Annotated in this window: 15 protein-coding genes; 12 read left to right on the top strand and 3 right to left on the bottom strand. The window is 66.5% G+C overall.

Features of this window, described 5'->3' with window-relative positions:
* Positions 1 to 54: 54 nt before the first annotated feature.
* Complete coding sequence (locus tag ACFQ50_RS14605) at positions 55 to 1,176, bottom strand: ScyD/ScyE family protein (RefSeq protein WP_377996262.1); 1,122 nt, start codon at positions 1,174 to 1,176, stop codon at positions 55 to 57.
* A gap of 527 nt (positions 1,177 to 1,703) precedes the next feature.
* Here ACFQ50_RS14605 and ACFQ50_RS14600 point away from each other — a divergent pair.
* Positions 1,704 to 3,398, top strand: a complete 1,695-nt coding sequence (locus ACFQ50_RS14600) for a DUF222 domain-containing protein (protein WP_377996261.1) — start codon at positions 1,704 to 1,706, stop codon at positions 3,396 to 3,398.
* A gap of 133 nt (positions 3,399 to 3,531) precedes the next feature.
* Positions 3,532 to 4,017, top strand: a complete 486-nt coding sequence (locus ACFQ50_RS14595; protein ID WP_377996260.1) for a nucleoside deaminase — start codon at positions 3,532 to 3,534, stop codon at positions 4,015 to 4,017.
* 18 nt (positions 4,018 to 4,035) lie between these two features.
* On the opposite strand, the gene ACFQ50_RS14590 is transcribed toward ACFQ50_RS14595, so the two are convergent.
* Positions 4,036 to 5,187 (bottom strand): pyridoxal phosphate-dependent aminotransferase, encoded by a 1,152-nt coding sequence (locus ACFQ50_RS14590; RefSeq protein WP_377996259.1) that lies wholly within the window; start codon positions 5,185 to 5,187, stop codon positions 4,036 to 4,038.
* A 91-nt stretch (positions 5,188 to 5,278) separates the two neighbouring features.
* On the opposite strand from ACFQ50_RS14590, the gene truB reads away from it, so the two are divergent.
* The 3 genes from truB to ACFQ50_RS14575 are packed head-to-tail and all read left to right on the top strand — an operon-like array spanning position 5,279 to position 7,123.
* Positions 5,279 to 6,310, top strand: coding sequence for a tRNA pseudouridine(55) synthase TruB (gene truB, locus ACFQ50_RS14585; protein WP_377996258.1), 1,032 nt, complete (start codon positions 5,279 to 5,281; stop codon positions 6,308 to 6,310).
* A 2-nt stretch (positions 6,311 to 6,312) separates the two neighbouring features.
* Complete coding sequence (locus ACFQ50_RS14580; RefSeq protein WP_377996257.1) at positions 6,313 to 6,666, top strand: hypothetical protein; 354 nt, start codon at positions 6,313 to 6,315, stop codon at positions 6,664 to 6,666.
* Between the two features lie 19 nt (positions 6,667 to 6,685).
* Positions 6,686 to 7,123 (top strand): hypothetical protein, encoded by a 438-nt coding sequence (locus tag ACFQ50_RS14575; protein ID WP_377996256.1) that lies wholly within the window; start codon positions 6,686 to 6,688, stop codon positions 7,121 to 7,123.
* 88 nt (positions 7,124 to 7,211) lie between these two features.
* On the opposite strand, the gene ACFQ50_RS14570 is transcribed toward ACFQ50_RS14575, so the two are convergent.
* On the bottom strand, positions 7,212 to 8,003 hold the full coding sequence (locus tag ACFQ50_RS14570; RefSeq protein WP_377996255.1) for a DUF937 domain-containing protein: 792 nt from the start codon (positions 8,001 to 8,003) through the stop codon (positions 7,212 to 7,214).
* A gap of 313 nt (positions 8,004 to 8,316) precedes the next feature.
* On the opposite strand from ACFQ50_RS14570, the gene ACFQ50_RS14565 reads away from it, so the two are divergent.
* From ACFQ50_RS14565 to ACFQ50_RS14535, 7 genes are all read left to right on the top strand, one after another.
* Positions 8,317 to 9,300, top strand: a complete 984-nt coding sequence (locus ACFQ50_RS14565) for a bifunctional riboflavin kinase/FAD synthetase (protein WP_377996253.1) — start codon at positions 8,317 to 8,319, stop codon at positions 9,298 to 9,300.
* Positions 9,301 to 9,369: 69 nt separating this feature from the next.
* Positions 9,370 to 10,224, top strand: coding sequence for a tryptophan 2,3-dioxygenase (gene kynA, locus ACFQ50_RS14560; protein WP_377996252.1), 855 nt, complete (start codon positions 9,370 to 9,372; stop codon positions 10,222 to 10,224).
* A complete protein-coding gene (gene kynU, locus ACFQ50_RS14555; RefSeq protein WP_377996251.1) occupies positions 10,221 to 11,459 on the top strand; it encodes a kynureninase in 1,239 nt (412 codons plus the stop codon). The genes kynA and kynU overlap by 4 nt, the downstream gene beginning before the upstream one ends.
* 199 nt (positions 11,460 to 11,658) lie before the next feature.
* The gene (gene rpsO / locus ACFQ50_RS14550) at positions 11,659 to 11,928 is read left to right on the top strand and encodes a 30S ribosomal protein S15 (RefSeq protein ID WP_102970860.1); all 270 of its coding nucleotides are present in this window, start codon (positions 11,659 to 11,661) and stop codon (positions 11,926 to 11,928) included.
* A gap of 240 nt (positions 11,929 to 12,168) precedes the next feature.
* Positions 12,169 to 14,445, top strand: coding sequence for a polyribonucleotide nucleotidyltransferase (locus tag ACFQ50_RS14545; protein WP_377996266.1), 2,277 nt, complete (start codon positions 12,169 to 12,171; stop codon positions 14,443 to 14,445).
* 195 nt (positions 14,446 to 14,640) lie between these two features.
* Entirely contained in the window at positions 14,641 to 15,984 is a 1,344-nt protein-coding gene (locus ACFQ50_RS14540) for a M16 family metallopeptidase (RefSeq protein WP_377996250.1), read from the top strand.
* Positions 15,985 to 16,014: 30 nt separating this feature from the next.
* Complete coding sequence (locus ACFQ50_RS14535) at positions 16,015 to 16,476, top strand: DUF1579 family protein (RefSeq protein WP_377996249.1); 462 nt, start codon at positions 16,015 to 16,017, stop codon at positions 16,474 to 16,476.
* The last annotated feature ends 1 nt before the right edge of the window (position 16,477 follow it).

Here is a 16,477-nt window from a genome sequence, read left to right as displayed (position 1 = left end):
GATCTCTTCGATCCGGCCGCACCCTTACTTTTGCCTCCCGGTCCTTACTTTTCGTTAGTCGTCCAGCGGGGCTTTCACGACGCGGCCGTCCGGTGCCGCATTCGGTGCGGGCAGCGAGTTGACGGTTGCGTAGACGGATTCACCCCTGATGTCGACGTCGGCCGTGAGCACGCCCGGAAGCACCACCGTCTGCCTCCCTGAGTGGGCGGACAGCCTCAGGACGCCCTCGCCGAACAGCGACGCAACGTACACGTGCCCGTCGTCGTCCATGTCCAGGCCGGTCGGTGACATCACGTTGTCGGCGAACAGCTTAACGTGGCCGTTGTGTGGGTTGACCTTGTACACCGCCCCGCGGGCACCCAGCGCAGGGTCCTCCGGGCCGCCAGGCAGCACCGAGACGTACAGCCAGCCGTCCGGTCCGCGCTTGACGTCGGTGGGCACCGGCTCGAAACGGTAGGTGTGGCCGGCGACGCAGCCCGGAAGCTTGAGGGCCGCGGCTTCCTTGGCGGTGAACGTGTGTGGCCGGGCGGGAAGCACGGCAACGGTTTCGGCCTCGCCTGACTCCACGTCGACCGAGACGATGGCGTTGGCTCCGGCGTCGGCGACGTAGATGGTGCTGCCATAGACATCGATCCCGTAGGGATGCGAATCGATCTGGCCCTTGTAGGAGACCGGAACATCCTTGGGCAGTTTCGCAATGCAGGCGGCAGGAAGGTCCTTGAAGCCGTAGCTGGTGCCGGCGTCGGCGTTGTGCTTTATCTCAAGGGCCGCGAGGTCGCCGAAGGTGCGGTGCTTGCCGTCGGCGTCAATGCTTCTGATGTGACCGGCCAGCGGCTTCGGGTCCATGGGGCCGGCGCCTTGGCTCTCTGCAAGGTAAATGGTGCGGCCGCGGCGGTCGCTGCCGGCCACGTCCCAAGCCGCGTTCCGGTAGACCACCGATTTGCTGCCGTCCCGGGCGATTTTCGTCAGCTGCCCCTTGAATTCCTCGCTGACCAGAACCGAACCGCCCGGTCCGTCGCTGAGGTGGAGCGGGCTCAGCAGGCCCTTGGCAAGCACAGTGTGTGCCGACTGGGTTGCTGCGGCCTTGCCTGCCGGGGCCGCGTGGCCAGCCGGGGACGCCGACAAAAGGAGTGAGGCAGCCGCGACAGCCGCCAAAAGTGCTCGTTGCTTTTCCATGCCGTCTCCAATGTCTTTGTTGCGCATCCAGAAACATTGAGACCGATATGTGGTCCGAAAAACGGGTCCCCCGACGCGCGCATTTTAAGCCCGGCCTTGGCGGCATGTCGATGGGCCGGCGTCTGCTTGCACCGGCGAAAAAGTGTTCGGGGAGCCGGCCCGCGGGGCAGAAAACTGTCAGACCGCCTCTTCAAACTGGATCTATGGAAGCCGTTGGGGGATTCACCGCGGGGAGCGCTGCAGACCGGGCCGGACGGCCCCGTGCTGGTGGGTTGGCTGTTGTTGCGGGGAACGACGGCGGTGGCTGGGACAGCGAGGTTGCTCCCGACGGCGGGGCTGTTAATGTCAGACCCCCTCATCACAATGGATCTATGGAAGCCGTTGGGGGATTCACCGCAGACCGGGCCGGACGGCCCGGTAGCGGTGGGTTGGCTTCCGTCGGAGGGAACGACGGCGATGGCCGGGACAGCGGGGTCGCTCCCGACCCCGAGGCAAAAAATGTCAGACCCCCTCAGCACAATGGTTTTATGGAAACCGTTGGGGGATTCACCGCAGAGGGTGCCGCACACCGGGCCGGACAGCGGGCCGGACAGTCCGGCGGCGGCGGGTTGGTGTCCATGGGGGCGAACGCCCTGCAGAGCCTTCCAGCCGCGGCCGACGCGGTCGACCAGTCCCTTGCGTTGCTGGCCTCGGACCCCATCAGCGCCGAGGACACCGGGCTGTGGGGTTTCCGTCAGTCCGCTGATTTCGCGGACCGGGTCGAGGAGCTCTCCCGGAAGGTGGAGCATCTGCAGGTGCTCGCCGCCGGGGCGGTGGACCGGTCCCGCACCGAGGCCCTCACCGCCGCCGCGGCACCCCTCGTCCCCACCGCTGCTTTGGGCCAGGATTCAGGCGCGGATCCGGGCGCTGACGGTTCCCGGAACACCGTCGAATTCCTCCGCGGCAGGCTGCGGATCAGCGCCGGCGAGGCCAGCCGCCGCCTCGCCCTTGCCGATTCGGTCCTGCCCCGGGCCGGTTTCGGCGGACAGCAGCTCCCGCTCCGCTACGAAGAGCTCGCCGCCGCCATCAGCACCGGGCAGGTCAGCTCACGCGCCGGGACCACCATCACCCTCGCCCTGGACCGGGCACGGCATTTCACCACCCCCGCCCGGGCCGCGGAGATGGAACACGACCTGACCGTCACCGCCGTCGAGAACGACGCGGACTTCCTGACCCGGGTCGCCCGGCACTGGGCCGAAGCGATCGACCAGGACGGCACCGAACCCTCCGAAGCGGCCCTCCGCCAGATCCAGGGCGCCTTCATCCGCCGGCCCAAACACGGCCTGCAGCACCTGGAAATCTTCGCCACCACCGAACAGTTGGAAACCCTCACCACCGTCATGAACACCGCCACCAACCCCCGCACCATCGCACCGGGACACGAAACCGACGGCGGGAACGACAGTGACGGGACCGGTGGTGCCGGGTCCAGCCCCGCCGGCACAGCGGCGGGTGAACAGAGCGATCCAGCCAGGTGGGACACCCCGGGCATCCCGGAGATCACCCTGGACCACCGGTCCGATGCGCAAAAACGGCTCGACGGGCTCGTCGGCGCCTGCCAAACAGCCCTCACCACAGATACCCTGCCCGCCAACGGCGGGCACCGGCCCCAAATCCTGGCCACCATCGATTACCGCGACCTCCTCGCCGAACTCCAACAACGCCAAGACCATCAAAAAGCGCCAGACGCACAGTGGGCCCAGGATGCTCAGGGACGGCAACCGGCCAATACGGGCCGGACCGGCGACGGCACCGCCCTGTTCGCGTTCAGCGGGCCGGTGAACCCGGCCACGATCCGCAAAATCGCCTGCGACGCCGACATCATCCCCGTCGTCCTCGGCACCCAAGGACGCATCCTGGACATCGGCCGCGCCGCACGCGTCTTCCCACCCCACATCCGCAAAGCCATCACCGCCCGCGACCAAGGCTGCGCATTCCCCGGCTGCACCATCCCCGCACCCTGGTGCGAAGCCCACCACATCACCTACTGGTCCCGCGGCGGAACCACCAGCACCGGAAACGGCGTCCTCCTCTGCAGCCACCACCACCACCTCATCCACAAGGAAAACTGGCACATCGACGTCACCAACGAGGTGCCCTGGTTCAAACCCCCACCCGAACTCGACCCCCACCGAAAACCACGCCGCAACCAATACTTCCGCTCACGACCCCAACGGGAATGAGTGCGGCCGACGAGGAGATTCCGCGGGACCGTGCCGTCCTCGCCGTCGAACTGGCACCGGCTACCGCATGTCGACTACCGGGAGATGGCGCCGCCCAGTCCCGCAGTGCCATCCGGCTGGCTATGATCAGACCATGCGCGCCCACCCATCAGCTGCAGACGTGACCGAATACTTGACCGAGGCTGTGGCATTGGCCCAACGGAACGTCGCGGCCGGCGGCGGGCCCTTCGGTGCGCTGGTGGTGACGGCCGACGGCACCGTCCACGAAGGGGTCAACCGCGTCACCCGGGACAACGACCCCACCGCCCACGCCGAGGTGGTGGCCATCCGGACTGCCGCGGCGGAGACTCGGAACTTCGACCTCAGTGGCGCCGTCCTGTACGCCAGCTGCGAGCCCTGCCCGCTGTGCCTCGCGGCAGCGCTCTGGGCGCGGATCGACCGGGTGTACTTCGCCGCCGACCGGCACGGCGCAGCGTCCGCTGGATTTGACGACGCACTCTTCTACGAATACTTCGGCGGCTCCCGGCCGGAACTGCTGCCGGTCAGCCACACCCCGGTTCCGACGTCGGCCGACCCGTTCGATGCCTGGCGCAACAACGCCGAACGCACCGACTACTGAATTCTCTTACCGGGCAGGCTACCGCCCTGGGAGCCTGCCCACGCCCTCGACCAATTCGCTCTGGTCGCCGCACAACGCGATCCGGATCCAGCCCTCGCCGATGGAGCCAAAGGCGGTTCCGGGAGCAAAGGCGACACCGGCCTCGGCGAGGAATTGCTTGACCCAGGCCCGGACGTTTCCGCCGCTCACGTGCGAGACGTCCGCCCACAGGTAGAACGCCCCTTGCGCGCTCAGGAACGGAATGCCCTTCTGTGCCAGCACAGCCGACGCCGCGTCGCGGTTGCCGCGGTAATGCGCGTGGGCCTGCGACACATAGTCCTGTGGTCCGGTCAACGCGGCGAGCGCCGCGTACTGGGACGGCGACGCCACGCAGGAGACGATCGCCTCCATGACGTTGTTCATCCGCTGCTCCAGCCCGGGCGGGCAGATCAGCGCCCCAATACGCAATCCGGTGAGCCCATAGGTTTTGGACAGCGTCAGCGAGGTGAACACGCGCGCCTCGCCTGGGGCAGTGCTGTCGAACCGGGCAGGACTCACGTGCGGGACGTCGTAAGTGAAGGCCTCGTAGCATTCGTCCGAGATGATCCACAGGTCGTGGCGGCGGGCCAGTTCCACCAGTTCACGGGTCAGGTCCTCCCGGAGGACTGCACCCAAAGGGTTCGACGGCGAGTTCAGCATGAGCACACGTGTACGGTCCGTGATGAGCGCCTCGATGTCCCCGATCCGGGGCTGGAAATCGTGCGCGGGGTACAGGGGATACTCCACGGGGACGGCGTGCAGCAGCCGGCTGGTCATGGCAAACGTGGGATAGCCCGGATTGGGGATCAGGATTTCGTCGCCGGGAGCGAGAAGCAGGCTCATGGCGAAGTGCAGACCCTGCTGGGCGCCGTCGACCACGTATACGCGGTCCGCGCCGATGTCTACGCCGGACTGCTCCCGGAACCTGGTGGCGAAAGCCTCCCGGAGCGGCGGGATGCCGGCATTCGGCGTGTAGTTGGTCTCGTCACGGTCCAGGCACGCGATTCCGGCATCCAGGACATGGCGGGGCAGCGGGAACCCGGGCTCTCCGATGCTCAGGATCAGCGCCCCAGGTGTGCGCCACGCCGCCTCGGTGATCTCGCGGATCTGGTTGACGGGAACGTCGCGTATGTGCGCGGAAAGCTCGGGCATGAGTGCCATCCTAGCGCCGGGTGTCGCCGCGTGGCCGATGAGCGGAGCGCGTCCCCAATACCTCCTCCGCGTCCCCGATATACTGATAGGCGTGCTTTCTGGACTGGTAATAGTGGACAAACCGCAGGGATGGACCAGCCACGATGTGGTTGGACGGATGCGGAGAATCGCCGGTACCCGGAAAGTGGGCCACGCGGGAACGCTGGATCCCATGGCCACCGGTGTGCTGGTACTCGGCATCAACAAGGCCACGCGGCTCCTCACGTACATCGTGGGCACGTCCAAGACCTACACGGCGACCATCCGGCTGGGGGAGTCCACCATCACCGATGACGCCGAGGGCGAAGTTGTCAGCCGGGCGAGCGCCGCATTCCTGACCGAGGACGCCATCCGCTCCGGCGTGGAGTCCCTGACCGGGGAGATCCAGCAGGTCCCCAGCAGCGTCAGCGCCATCAAGGTCAACGGTGAGCGCTCTTATGCCCGCGTCCGTTCGGGGGAGGAAGTCAAGCTGGCTGCCCGGCCGGTCACCATTCACCGCTTCGACATTCATGGAATCCGCCGGGACCAGGCCGCCGGACACGACACTGATGTTGTGGACGTCGACGTCACAGTGGAATGTTCATCGGGCACCTACATCCGTGCCCTCGCCCGCGACCTTGGCAACTCCCTCGGCGTCGGCGGACACCTCACCGCACTGCGGCGGACCAACGTGGGACCCTACTCGCTGGACCAGGCGCGCACCCTCGAACAGCTCGCCGAAGATCTCGAAGTCCTGGAAATGTCGCAGGCGGCCAGGGCTCTCATGCCCAACCGGGAACTGAGCGCCGATGAAACCACTGAGATTTCGTTTGGCCGGCGCATTGCCGCCGGCACCGCGGCGGGCACACCGGGAGCCCCCACCGCGGACAAGCCCGCAGCCGCGTTCGCACCTGACGGATCGTTGGTGGCGCTGCTCGCGGACAGCGGAAGCTTCGCCAAACCCGTGCTGGTCTTCGCCCCGGGAACGGGACCCGGCAGCTCCAACAGTTCCGGCAGCTCCAACAGTTCCGGCGGCTCCAGCAGTTCCGGGACAGACGCCGGCGTTCGAAGCGGTTCACCGGCCGACGGCGGCGGGCAGGCCTAGCGTTGGACGCGTATTTTTACATCATCCTGGCCGTCGGCCTGCTCTCCACGCTCATCTGTGTGGCGGCCGGCCTTATGAAGAAGGCCCCGAACGACATCACCATCCTTTCGGTGGCCGCCGTCGAACTGGCCCTGCTGGTCTACCTCGTGGGCTCCATAGTACGGGTGATCGCGGGGGAGCAGATCGCCGGTGAGGCATGGGAGTTCTGGGGCTACCTCGCCACCGCCCTCCTGCTGCCGGTCGCGGCCGTGTACTGGTCCATCCTGGAACGGACCCGCTGGAGCAATTTCGTCCTGGCCGCCGTCGGAGTCACTGCCCTCGTCATGGCCGCCCGCATGAATCAGATCTGGTACTGAAGTGGAAGAAGCACGCAAGTTGACTGATACGTCCGAACACACCGGCAAGCGCCCCGCCGACACGAGGAACACCGGCCCCGGCCGGCTCCTCATCGCCGTCTACGCCATCTTTGCCATATCGGCCACCGCACGGGCCGGATACCAGATCCTCACCAAGTTCTCCGACGCCCCGCTGGCCTACCTGCTTTCCGCCTTCGCCGCCGTCGTCTATGTCGTGGCCACGGTGTCGCTGGCCAAGGCTGGCCGCACGTGGTTCAAGGTTTCCCTGGTCGCAGTGCTGGTGGAACTGGTGGGCGTCATTATCGTGGGGGCGCTGAGCCTGTTCGATTCCGTGCAGTTCCCGCACGAGACCGTGTGGTCCGCGTTTGGCCGCGGCTACGCTTTCGTTCCGCTGATCCTGCCGATCCTGGGCCTCATCTGGCTCTACCGACGTCGGCCGTCGGCCCGGGCGGTCTAGGAACCACCGTTCCGGGCTGCCGGAATGGGCATCCGGCCGGTCTTGAATGCGGCCGGTTTAATAATCCGGTCGCCCGGGTGTCCCCGATCTAGCGGTTCTCGTCGGGCAGGTCCACTTCGATCAGCTCGCCAGGCGTCACCGACCGGTGCGCCGGTGGCGCTGGGTCGTTCGTTGGCGCTGAGCCGTTCGCCTGTCCCGCGTCAATCGGATCCGGTGCCGGGCCGGATTGCGCGGGCGGTTCCTGGTCCTCCCCGGTCAGCGGAGCCTGCTGCGGTTGCGGGCCGCCGCCAAGAATGCCGCCCAGGATATCGCCAAGCCCTCCTGAACCAAGCCCACCGCCGCCCTGTCCGCCGGAACCAAGGCCGCCGAGGCCGCCGCCCAGGATTCCCCCGAGGATGCTTCCCAGATCAATCCCGCCTCCGCCGGCCGGGGATGACTGTGTTCCGGGACTCTGCGCGCCGGAATCCTGCCGGCCGCCGAGGACCTTTTTGGCCAGATAGGACATGACGATCGGTGCGAGGATCGGCAGAAGTTTCCGGACGAGGTCCCCGCCGACACCGCCGAGGTTCGCTGTCCCCGCCAGCCGGTTGGCCACCTGGTCCTGCTGGCCGCCAAAGACATGGCCAACGATCTTTTCGCCGTCCTGGGTGTCAACCTGCGACGGATCCACTCCGCCGTCGGCCAGTCCGTTACGGTGCCTGGCCAGCTCGGATTCCAGCGCCGCGGCACCGTCCGGCGCCTGGGCATTGCTCTGCATTCCGGCAAGCAGCGTCGGCACGGCGGCTTCCACAGCGGCCTGCGCGGACGCCGTATCAGTCCCCAACAGGGAAGCAATCTGCTGGACAGGGATCTGTCCCAGCAGCTCCTGGATATCACTCATGGCGTGGCTCCTTCCGGCCCGCTCATCTCGCGGGCGATCCGTGCGGTTGTAACGCGGATGACACTCAGATAGCTCGGGGCAAGGATGCCCGGGCGCTGGCTTTGCATCCTAGCCGCACGTGCCTGCAGAAGGTAGGCCCTTCCTGACCGCCCGCCCCGCCGCGCACTCCGCGACGCGTCGGGGCCTCCGCGCCGCCGCTCATCTGGCCACTCATCCGGGCGTCCGTGACAGGCAATGATTGCGGGTAACCTTAGAGAGTTCCGGCCCCGGCGCGCCGGAAACACGTTCTGTCAGGCAGTAAAAGGCGAGGTTGATGGTCCACATCTGGAATGATCCGACCGAGGTCCCCGAAGACTTTGGACCTTCCGTTGTCACTATCGGCAATTTCGACGGCGTCCACCGCGGCCACCAGCAGGTGCTGTCCCAGCTCATCAGGACCGCGCGGCTGAACAACGCCAAGTCGGTTGCCGTGACGTTCGACCCCCATCCGGCCCTGGTCCACCGGCCGGAAAGCGCGCCCGAACTGATCATGGGCCTGGAGGACAAACTCCAGGCGCTCGGCGAGCTCGGACTGGACGCCATTCTGGTCATGAAGTACTCCCTGGAGCTCGCCGGCCTCACCCCGGAAGAGTTCGTAGGCTCGGTCCTGGTGGACAGCCTCCACGCGAGCCACGTGGTGATCGGCCACGACACCCGGTTCGGCAAGGGAAACTCGGGCGACCTGAACACCATGCAGGAACTGGGGGAGAAGTTCGGCTTTGAGGTGCTGGTGATTAGCGAGTTCGGCTCCGAAGGCTTCCCGCTGCATGACGACGGCGGAACGGACCGCCGCTGTTCCTCCACCTGGGTGCGTGAAGCGCTCCGGGAAGGAGACGTCGGCACCGCCGCCGCGGTCCTGGGCCGGGCACACCGGATGCGGGGCGAGGTGGTTCACGGAGCCGCGCGTGGACGCGACCTCGGTTTCCCCACTGCCAACCTCTCCAGCGACGCGAGCGGCCTGATTCCCGCGGACGGCATCTACGCGGGCTGGCTCGTGGACGAGGCCGGGACCCGCTGGCCGGCCGCCATCTCGGTTGGCTCAAACCCCACGTTCGACGGCGTGAGCCGCCAGGTTGAGGCACACGTCATCGACAGGCCTGAAGAGCGCATCGAGGACTTCGATCTGTACGGCCAGACAGTAGTCGTGGAATTCGTGGCCAGGCTCCGCGGCATGGTGGCATACCGTGGGCCTGAAGCCCTCGTGGAGCAGATGCGCCAGGACGTCCTGCAGACGCACGACATCCTGCTCAGGCGCTGACCGGCGGCACCTCGCGTTCCTGCACCACACAGGTCCGCACCACACAGTATTGGCAAGGAAGGCGACGCTGTGACCGTAGAGAAGAACACCCGGAAACTGGACAAGGGGATTGTGCGGGATTTCAGTTCCCGCATGAGTTATGCGTCCTACCTTCAGCTGCCCACGCTGCTCAGCGCCCAGCAGCCCGTCAGCATCCCGGAACACCATGACGAACTGCTGTTCATCATCCAGCACCAGACCACGGAGCTGTGGCTGAAGCTCGTGCTCCACGAGCTCCGCAGTGCCGCGCAGTGGCTGCGTTCCGATGACCTCGGCTCGGCCCTGAAGGGCATCGCGCGGGTCAAGCACATCCAGAAGACCCTCACCGAACAGTGGTCCGTGCTGGCCACGCTGACACCCACCGAATACGCGGAATTCCGCGGGTTCCTGGGCAATTCGTCCGGTTTCCAGTCCAGCCAGTACCGTGCCGTGGAGTTCGTCCTGGGCAACAAGAACAGGAAGATGCTTCCCGTCTTCGAGTCCGATCCCGAAGCCCACGCGCTGCTGACCGAGGTCCTGCACGCGCCGAGCATCTATGACGAATTCCTCGCTTACCTGCACCGCCAGGGCTTCGATGTTCCGCCGGAGGTGCTGAACCGGGATGTGACCCGGGCGCATGAGTTTGAGCCCGCGCTGGTGCCTGTCTTCAAGCACATCTACGAGAACGCCGCGCAGAACTGGGGAGCATATGAGGCATGCGAGGAACTGGTTGACCTGGAGGACAACTTCCAGCTGTGGCGGTTCCGGCACCTGCGCACCGTGCAGCGCACCATCGGTATGAAAGCTGGCACCGGCGGCTCCTCCGGAGCAGCCTTCCTGCAAAAGGCGCTCGAGCTGACGTTCTTCCCTGAGCTGTTCGCCGTGCGCACGGAGATCGGACAGTGACCACGCAGGCAGGCGACGCCCTGCTGGAAAAGGCCGCAAGCCTCGACGCCGAAGACCCGCTGTCCCGGTACCGGGACCTGTTCGTCGGCGCGGACACCGAGCTGTCCTACCTGGACGGCAACTCCCTGGGACGTCCGCTCAAGCGGACCGCCGGGGACATTGCCACGTTCATCCAGGAGGGCTGGGGCGGGCGGCTGATCAGGGGCTGGGACGAGGAATGGCTGGACATGCCCCAGGCCATCGGCGACCAGCTGGGGCGGGCGGTGCTGGGCGCCGCCACGGGACAGGCCATCATCGCCGACTCCACCACCGTGGTGCTGTACAAGCTGATCCGGACTGCGCTGGCCGCCGTCGGGGATCCGGCGCGCACAGAGATCGTGGCGGACACAGACAACTTTCCCACCGACCGTTATCTCGTCGAAGGCATCGCCAGGGAGGCGGGCCTGACCCTGCGCTGGATCGAGGCGGATCCCGCCTCGGGTGTCCACCTCGACCAGGTGAGGGAGGCCGTGGGGCCGGCCACCGCCGTCGTCCTCCTTAGCCATGTGGCTTACCGCTCAGGGTATCTTGCGGACCTGCCGGCCATTACGGAGGCAGTGCACGACGCCGGCGGGCTGGTGGTCTGGGACCTGTGCCATTCCGCCGGGGCCGTGGAGTTGCAGCTGGATGCCTGGAATGTGGACTTTGCCGCGGGCTGCACATACAAGTACCTGAACGGCGGGCCTGGCTCGCCCGCCTTCGCCTACGTCAATGACCGGCACCTGCCCGGACTGGCGCAGCCCATCTGGGGATGGATGGGCCGCAAGGACGCGTTCGAGATGGGCCCGGGCTACGAACCGGCCGCCGGCATCCGCGGTTTCCTGAGCGGAACGCCGGCCATCTTTGGAATGATCGCCATGCGCGGCACGCTGGACCTGATTGACGAGGCCGGAATGGCCGCCATCCGCGAAAAGTCGCGGCAGCTCACCGGCTATGCGCTGGAACTGCACGACGCCTGGCTGGCGCCGGCCGGGGTGAGGCTTGCCACGCCCCGGGATCCGGACCGCCGCGGTGGCCACATCACCGTTGACCATCCCGCTTTCCGTGAGGTGACCGCGGCACTCTGGCAGAGAGATGTGATCCCGGACTTCCGCGCACCGCAGGGCATCAGGATCGGACTGTCGCCGCTGAGCACCGGCTTTGCCGAACTCCACCGCGGCATGGCAGCCATCCGGGACCTGCTTCCGGAGGCCTGAGCGGGTTTCGTGCGGTTTGACCGGCCCCGTTGCCGTTTCGACAAGATTGCAACGCGGCCGGTAAACTAAGCGGTGGATCCGGCTGCAGTCCGTGGTTGCTGGGTCCTGTCTTGTGCGGAACGTTCCTCGGAAGTCCGCGCCGGCACCCCCGGCAGTGAATTACTGACTCGGGCCTCACGGCACATCTCTAGGAGTTATTGTGGCACTTGACGCCGCCGTAAAGCAGTCCATCATCAAGGATTTCGCAACGTCCGAGGGCGACACCGGTTCGCCGGAGGTCCAGATTGCGGTCCTGACTCAGCGGATCAAGGATCTGACTGAGCACATGAAGGAGCACAAGCACGACTTCCACACCCAGCGCGGTCTGCTGGCCATGGTTGGTCGCCGCAAGCGCATGCTGACTTACCTGAAGAACACCGACATCGCCCGCTACCGTTCGCTCATCGAGCGCCTCGGCCTGCGCCGCTAGTCTGGTTTGGAGGCGGCCCTTTCCTCCCGGAACGGGCCGCCTCGTCAGTACATAAAAACTAAACAGGAGGATCAACCGCATCACGCATTCGCGGTCCTCGGTAGTGATTCCCGGGAAGCTTCGCTGATTGAAGCCGGCCCGAGGGTCTCGATCGATGACCGGGTGCAGGGCCAGTAGACAGATGCTGGGCTGGGTTGATGCGGCTGGACTTCCGTTACATAGGAAACGGAGGTGACTCTCTTGGAGGGTCCCGAAATCCAGTTCTCAGAAGCAGTCATTGACAATGGCCGCTTTGGCAAGCGTGTAATCCGCTTCGAAACCGGCCGTCTTGCCAAGCAGGCAGCCGGCGCAGCCATGGTGTACATCGACGAGGACACCGCGCTGCTCTCCGCCACCACCGCAGGCAAGCACCCGCGTGAAGGCTTTGACTTCTTCCCCCTGACGGTGGACGTCGAAGAGCGCATGTACGCCGCCGGCCGCATCCCGGGCTCGTTCTTCCGCCGCGAAGGCCGCCCGTCCACCGAAGCCATCCTGGCCTGCCGCCTGATGGACCGCCCGCTGCGCCCCGCGTTCGTCAAGGGCCTGCGCAACGAGGTCCAGATCGTCGTCACCGTTCTGGCGATCAACCCGGACGAGCTCTACGACGTCGTGGCCATCAACGCCTCCTCGATGTCCACCCAGCTGTCCGGCCTGCCGTTCTCCGGCCCGATCGGCGGCGTCCGCGTTGCCCTCGTCGCCGACGAGCAGGGTTCGCAGTGGGTTGCCTTCCCGAAGCACTCCCAGCTTGAGAACTCCGTGTTCAACATGGTCGTTGCCGGTAGGACTGTGTCGGGAGCCGACGGAGACGACATCGCCATCATGATGGTCGAGGCCGAAGCCACTGACAACTCCTGGAGCCTCATCAAGGAACAGGGCGCCACCGCTCCCACCGAAGAGGTTGTTTCCGAGGGCCTCGAGGCTGCCAAGCCGTTCATCAAGGCACTCTGCGAAGCCCAGCAGGACCTGGCCGCCCGCGCCGCCAAGCCCACCGTCGAGTTCCCCGTCTTCCTGGACTACCAGGACGACGTGTACGCCGCCGTCGAGGCTGCCGCAGCCGAGAAGCTCACGTCTGTCTTCCAGATCGCTGACAAGCAGGAGCGCGACAACGCAGCCGACGAGCTGAAGGACGAGGTTGTTGCCTCCCTGTCCGGCCAGTTCGAGGGCCGCGAGAAGGAAGTTTCCGCAGCGTTCCGCTCGGTGACCAAGCACGTTGTGCGCCAGCGCATCCTCAAGGACCAGGTCCGCATCGACGGCCGTGGCCTGACGGACATCCGCCAGCTCACCGCCGAGGTCGAGGTCCTGCCCCGCGTTCACGGCTCTGCCATCTTCGAACGTGGCGAAACCCAGATCATGGGCGTCACCACGCTGAACATGCTCAAGATGGAACAGCAGATCGACTCGCTGTCGCCGGTAACGCGCAAGCGCTACATGCACAACTACAACTTCCCGCCGTACTCCACCGGTGAGACCGGCCGCGTCGGTTCCCCGAAGCGCCGTGAAATCGGCCACGGTGCCCTCGCCGAGCGCGCGCTCGTCCCGGTGCTGCCGTCCCGCGAGGAATTCCCGTACGCCATCCGCCAGGTGTCCGAAGCCCTCGGCTCCAACGGCTCCACCTCCATGGGCTCGGTCTGCGCCTCGACGCTGTCCATGCTCAACGCCGGTGTTCCGTTGAAGGCCGCCGTCGCTGGTATCGCCATGGGCCTGGTCTCCGACCAGGTGGACGGCCAGACCCGCTACGCCGCCCTGACCGATATCCTCGGCGCCGAAGATGCCTTCGGCGACATGGACTTCAAGGTTGCCGGTACCTCCGAGTTCGTCACGGCCATCCAGCTGGACACCAAGCTCGACGGCATCCCGGCATCCGTGCTGGCAGCAGCACTGAAGCAGGCCCGCGAGGCCCGCCTGCACATCCTCGAGGTCATCAACGCCGCGATCGACACCCCGGATGAGCTCTCCGAGTTCGCTCCGCGCGTCATCGCCGTCAAGATCCCCGTGGACAAGATCGGCGAGGTCATCGGCCCCAAGGGCAAGATGATCAACCAGATCCAGGAGGACACCGGCGCGGACATCTCCATCGAGGACGACGGCACCGTCTACATCGGCGCCACCAACGGCCCGTCCGCCGACGCCGCACGCTCCGCGATCAACGCCATCGCCAACCCGCAGGTTCCGGAAATCGGCGAGCGCTACCTGGGTACGGTCGTCAAGACCACCACCTTCGGCGCCTTCGTTTCCCTGACCCCGGGCAAGGACGGCCTGCTGCACATCTCCGAGCTGCGCAAGATCGCCGGCGGCAAGCGCGTGGACAACGTCGACGACGTCGTCTCCGTCGGTCAGAAGATCCAGGTCGAGATCACCAAGATCGACGACCGCGGAAAGCTGTCCCTGTCTCCGGTAGTGGCTGAAGAGGAAGGCGCCGGCGAAGCCGACCGCGTCCACGCTTCGGCTCCGGCAGAAGGCTCGGACGCTTCCGAGTAGTTCCGGGCTCCGGCAGCTGCGTGCTGCCGGAACCCATCAGGGCGGGGCCGTTGGTTGTACCACCGGCCCCGTCCCGTTTAACCCGCACCCCAACCCCGCTTGCGGCGGCAAACAGCCCATGTCAGAGCCACGCCGACGGCGGGGCCCGCTGGTACGATTGCAGGCAGATTTGGCTCCGCTTCCCGAAAGGCCTTGATGACTGTCGTACCCCTGCCGCTGGCGCAGAACCACCCCGGCGACACCCTGATCCATGGAGCCGACGGCGGTTCGGAAGTCCGCCGCTCGGTCCTCCCCGGCGGGGTGCGCGTCCTGACTGAGGCCATGCCGGGGCAGCGTTCAGCCACCATCGGATTCTGGGTGGGCGTCGGGTCCCGTGACGAAGCCCCAGGTCAGCACGGCTCCACGCACTTCCTTGAGCATCTGCTGTTCAAGGGCACCAAGAGGCGCACGGCCCTGGAGATCGCGTCAGCCTTTGACGAGGTGGGCGGCGAATCCAATGCCGCCACCGCGAAGGAAAGCACTTGCTACTTCGCCCGGGTACTGGACACGGACCTGCCGATGGCCATCGACGTCATCGCCGACATGATCACCGGCGCCGTGCTGGATCCCGCAGAGATGGAGCAGGAGCGGGACGTCATCCTCGAAGAGATCGCCATGGACAGCGACGACCCCACGGACGTCGCCCACGAGCATTTCGTGGCCGCCGTGCTTGGCACCCATCCGCTCGGACGCCCCATTGGCGGCACGCCGGACGCGATCCGCGCCGTGGCGCGTGACTCCGTCTGGGACCACTACCGCCGCTACTACCGCCCGGATGAGCTGGTGATCACCGCCGCCGGCGGTTTGGAGCACGACGTCGTCTGCCGGCTTGTGGTGGATGCCCTCCACTCAGCCGGGTGGTCGCTTGAGTCCGGGGCGGCTCCCGTGGAGCGTCGCTCCACCGAGCGCGCGGAGATCACCGGCACCGCCGGGCTGCACGTGGTCACCCGGCCGGTGGAACAGGCCAACATCATCATGGGCTGCCCCACCATCGTTGCCACCGATGAACGCCGTTACGTCATGAGCGTGCTGAACGCCGTGCTCGGCGGCGGAATGTCGTCACGGCTGTTCCAGGAGATCCGCGAGAAGCGCGGGCTCGTGTACTCCACGTATTCCTTCGCGTCCTCCTACGCCGACGCAGGCTACTTCGGCATGTACGCCGGCTGCACGCCCACCAAGGTCCGCCAAGTCCTGGAACTACTTGGCGCCGAACTCGACGACCTCGCGGCCGGCGGCATCTCCGAGGACGAGCTCCGCAAGGCGGTGGGACAGCTCTGCGGCGGAATCGTCCTGGCCCTGGAGGATACCGGCTCCCGCATGTCCCGGCTGGGCCGCGCCGAACTGGTCTCGGGCGAATACCAGGACATCGACGAGACCCTGCGGCTCATCAAAGCCGTGACGGCGGAACAGGTCCAGGAGCTGGCCAGCGAGCTTGCCGCGGCCCCCCGGACGGTCACAGTGGTAGGCCCCTTCGACGAGTCGGAAACCTTCGGGCTCTGAATTCACGGTAGTTCCGGCATAGGAGGAACGATGGACCAGCCGCAACCGGGAACAGCGCATGAAGCGCTGGAGATCTTTGTGGGGCGCTGGCTGGGAACCACCGAACTGGCCGCCTCGCCGTGGGGTCCGGCACGTACGGCCACCGCGGAGGTGACGTTCACCCGCGCGGCCGGCGGGTTCGCCGTCGTCCAGTCCTACCGCCATACCGAAGCCGACGGCACGCATTTTGAGGGGCACGGGGTCTTCACGGTGGATCCGGACCACGACGAAACGCTTTGGTACTACGTCGACAGCATGGGCAGGCCCCCGGCGGCTCCGGCCCGTGGTGTCTGGCACGACGCGACCCTCACGGTGGAGCGGCGCAGCGACCGCGGCACCGCCCGGCACACCTTCCGGGTGGACCAGGACGTGCTGATCCACACGGCCGAACTGCGGCTGGGGGAGGCCCAGGGCTTTCAGCCGTTCATGACCTCCATCTGCCACCGCGCCTGAC

The organism is Arthrobacter sp. NPDC056493, assembly GCF_042795115.1.
In the GTDB taxonomy this organism is placed as follows: domain Bacteria; phylum Actinomycetota; class Actinomycetes; order Actinomycetales; family Micrococcaceae; genus Arthrobacter.
Note: the sequence above shows the minus strand (reverse complement) of the source record. Positions and strands in the feature narration are given on the sequence as shown.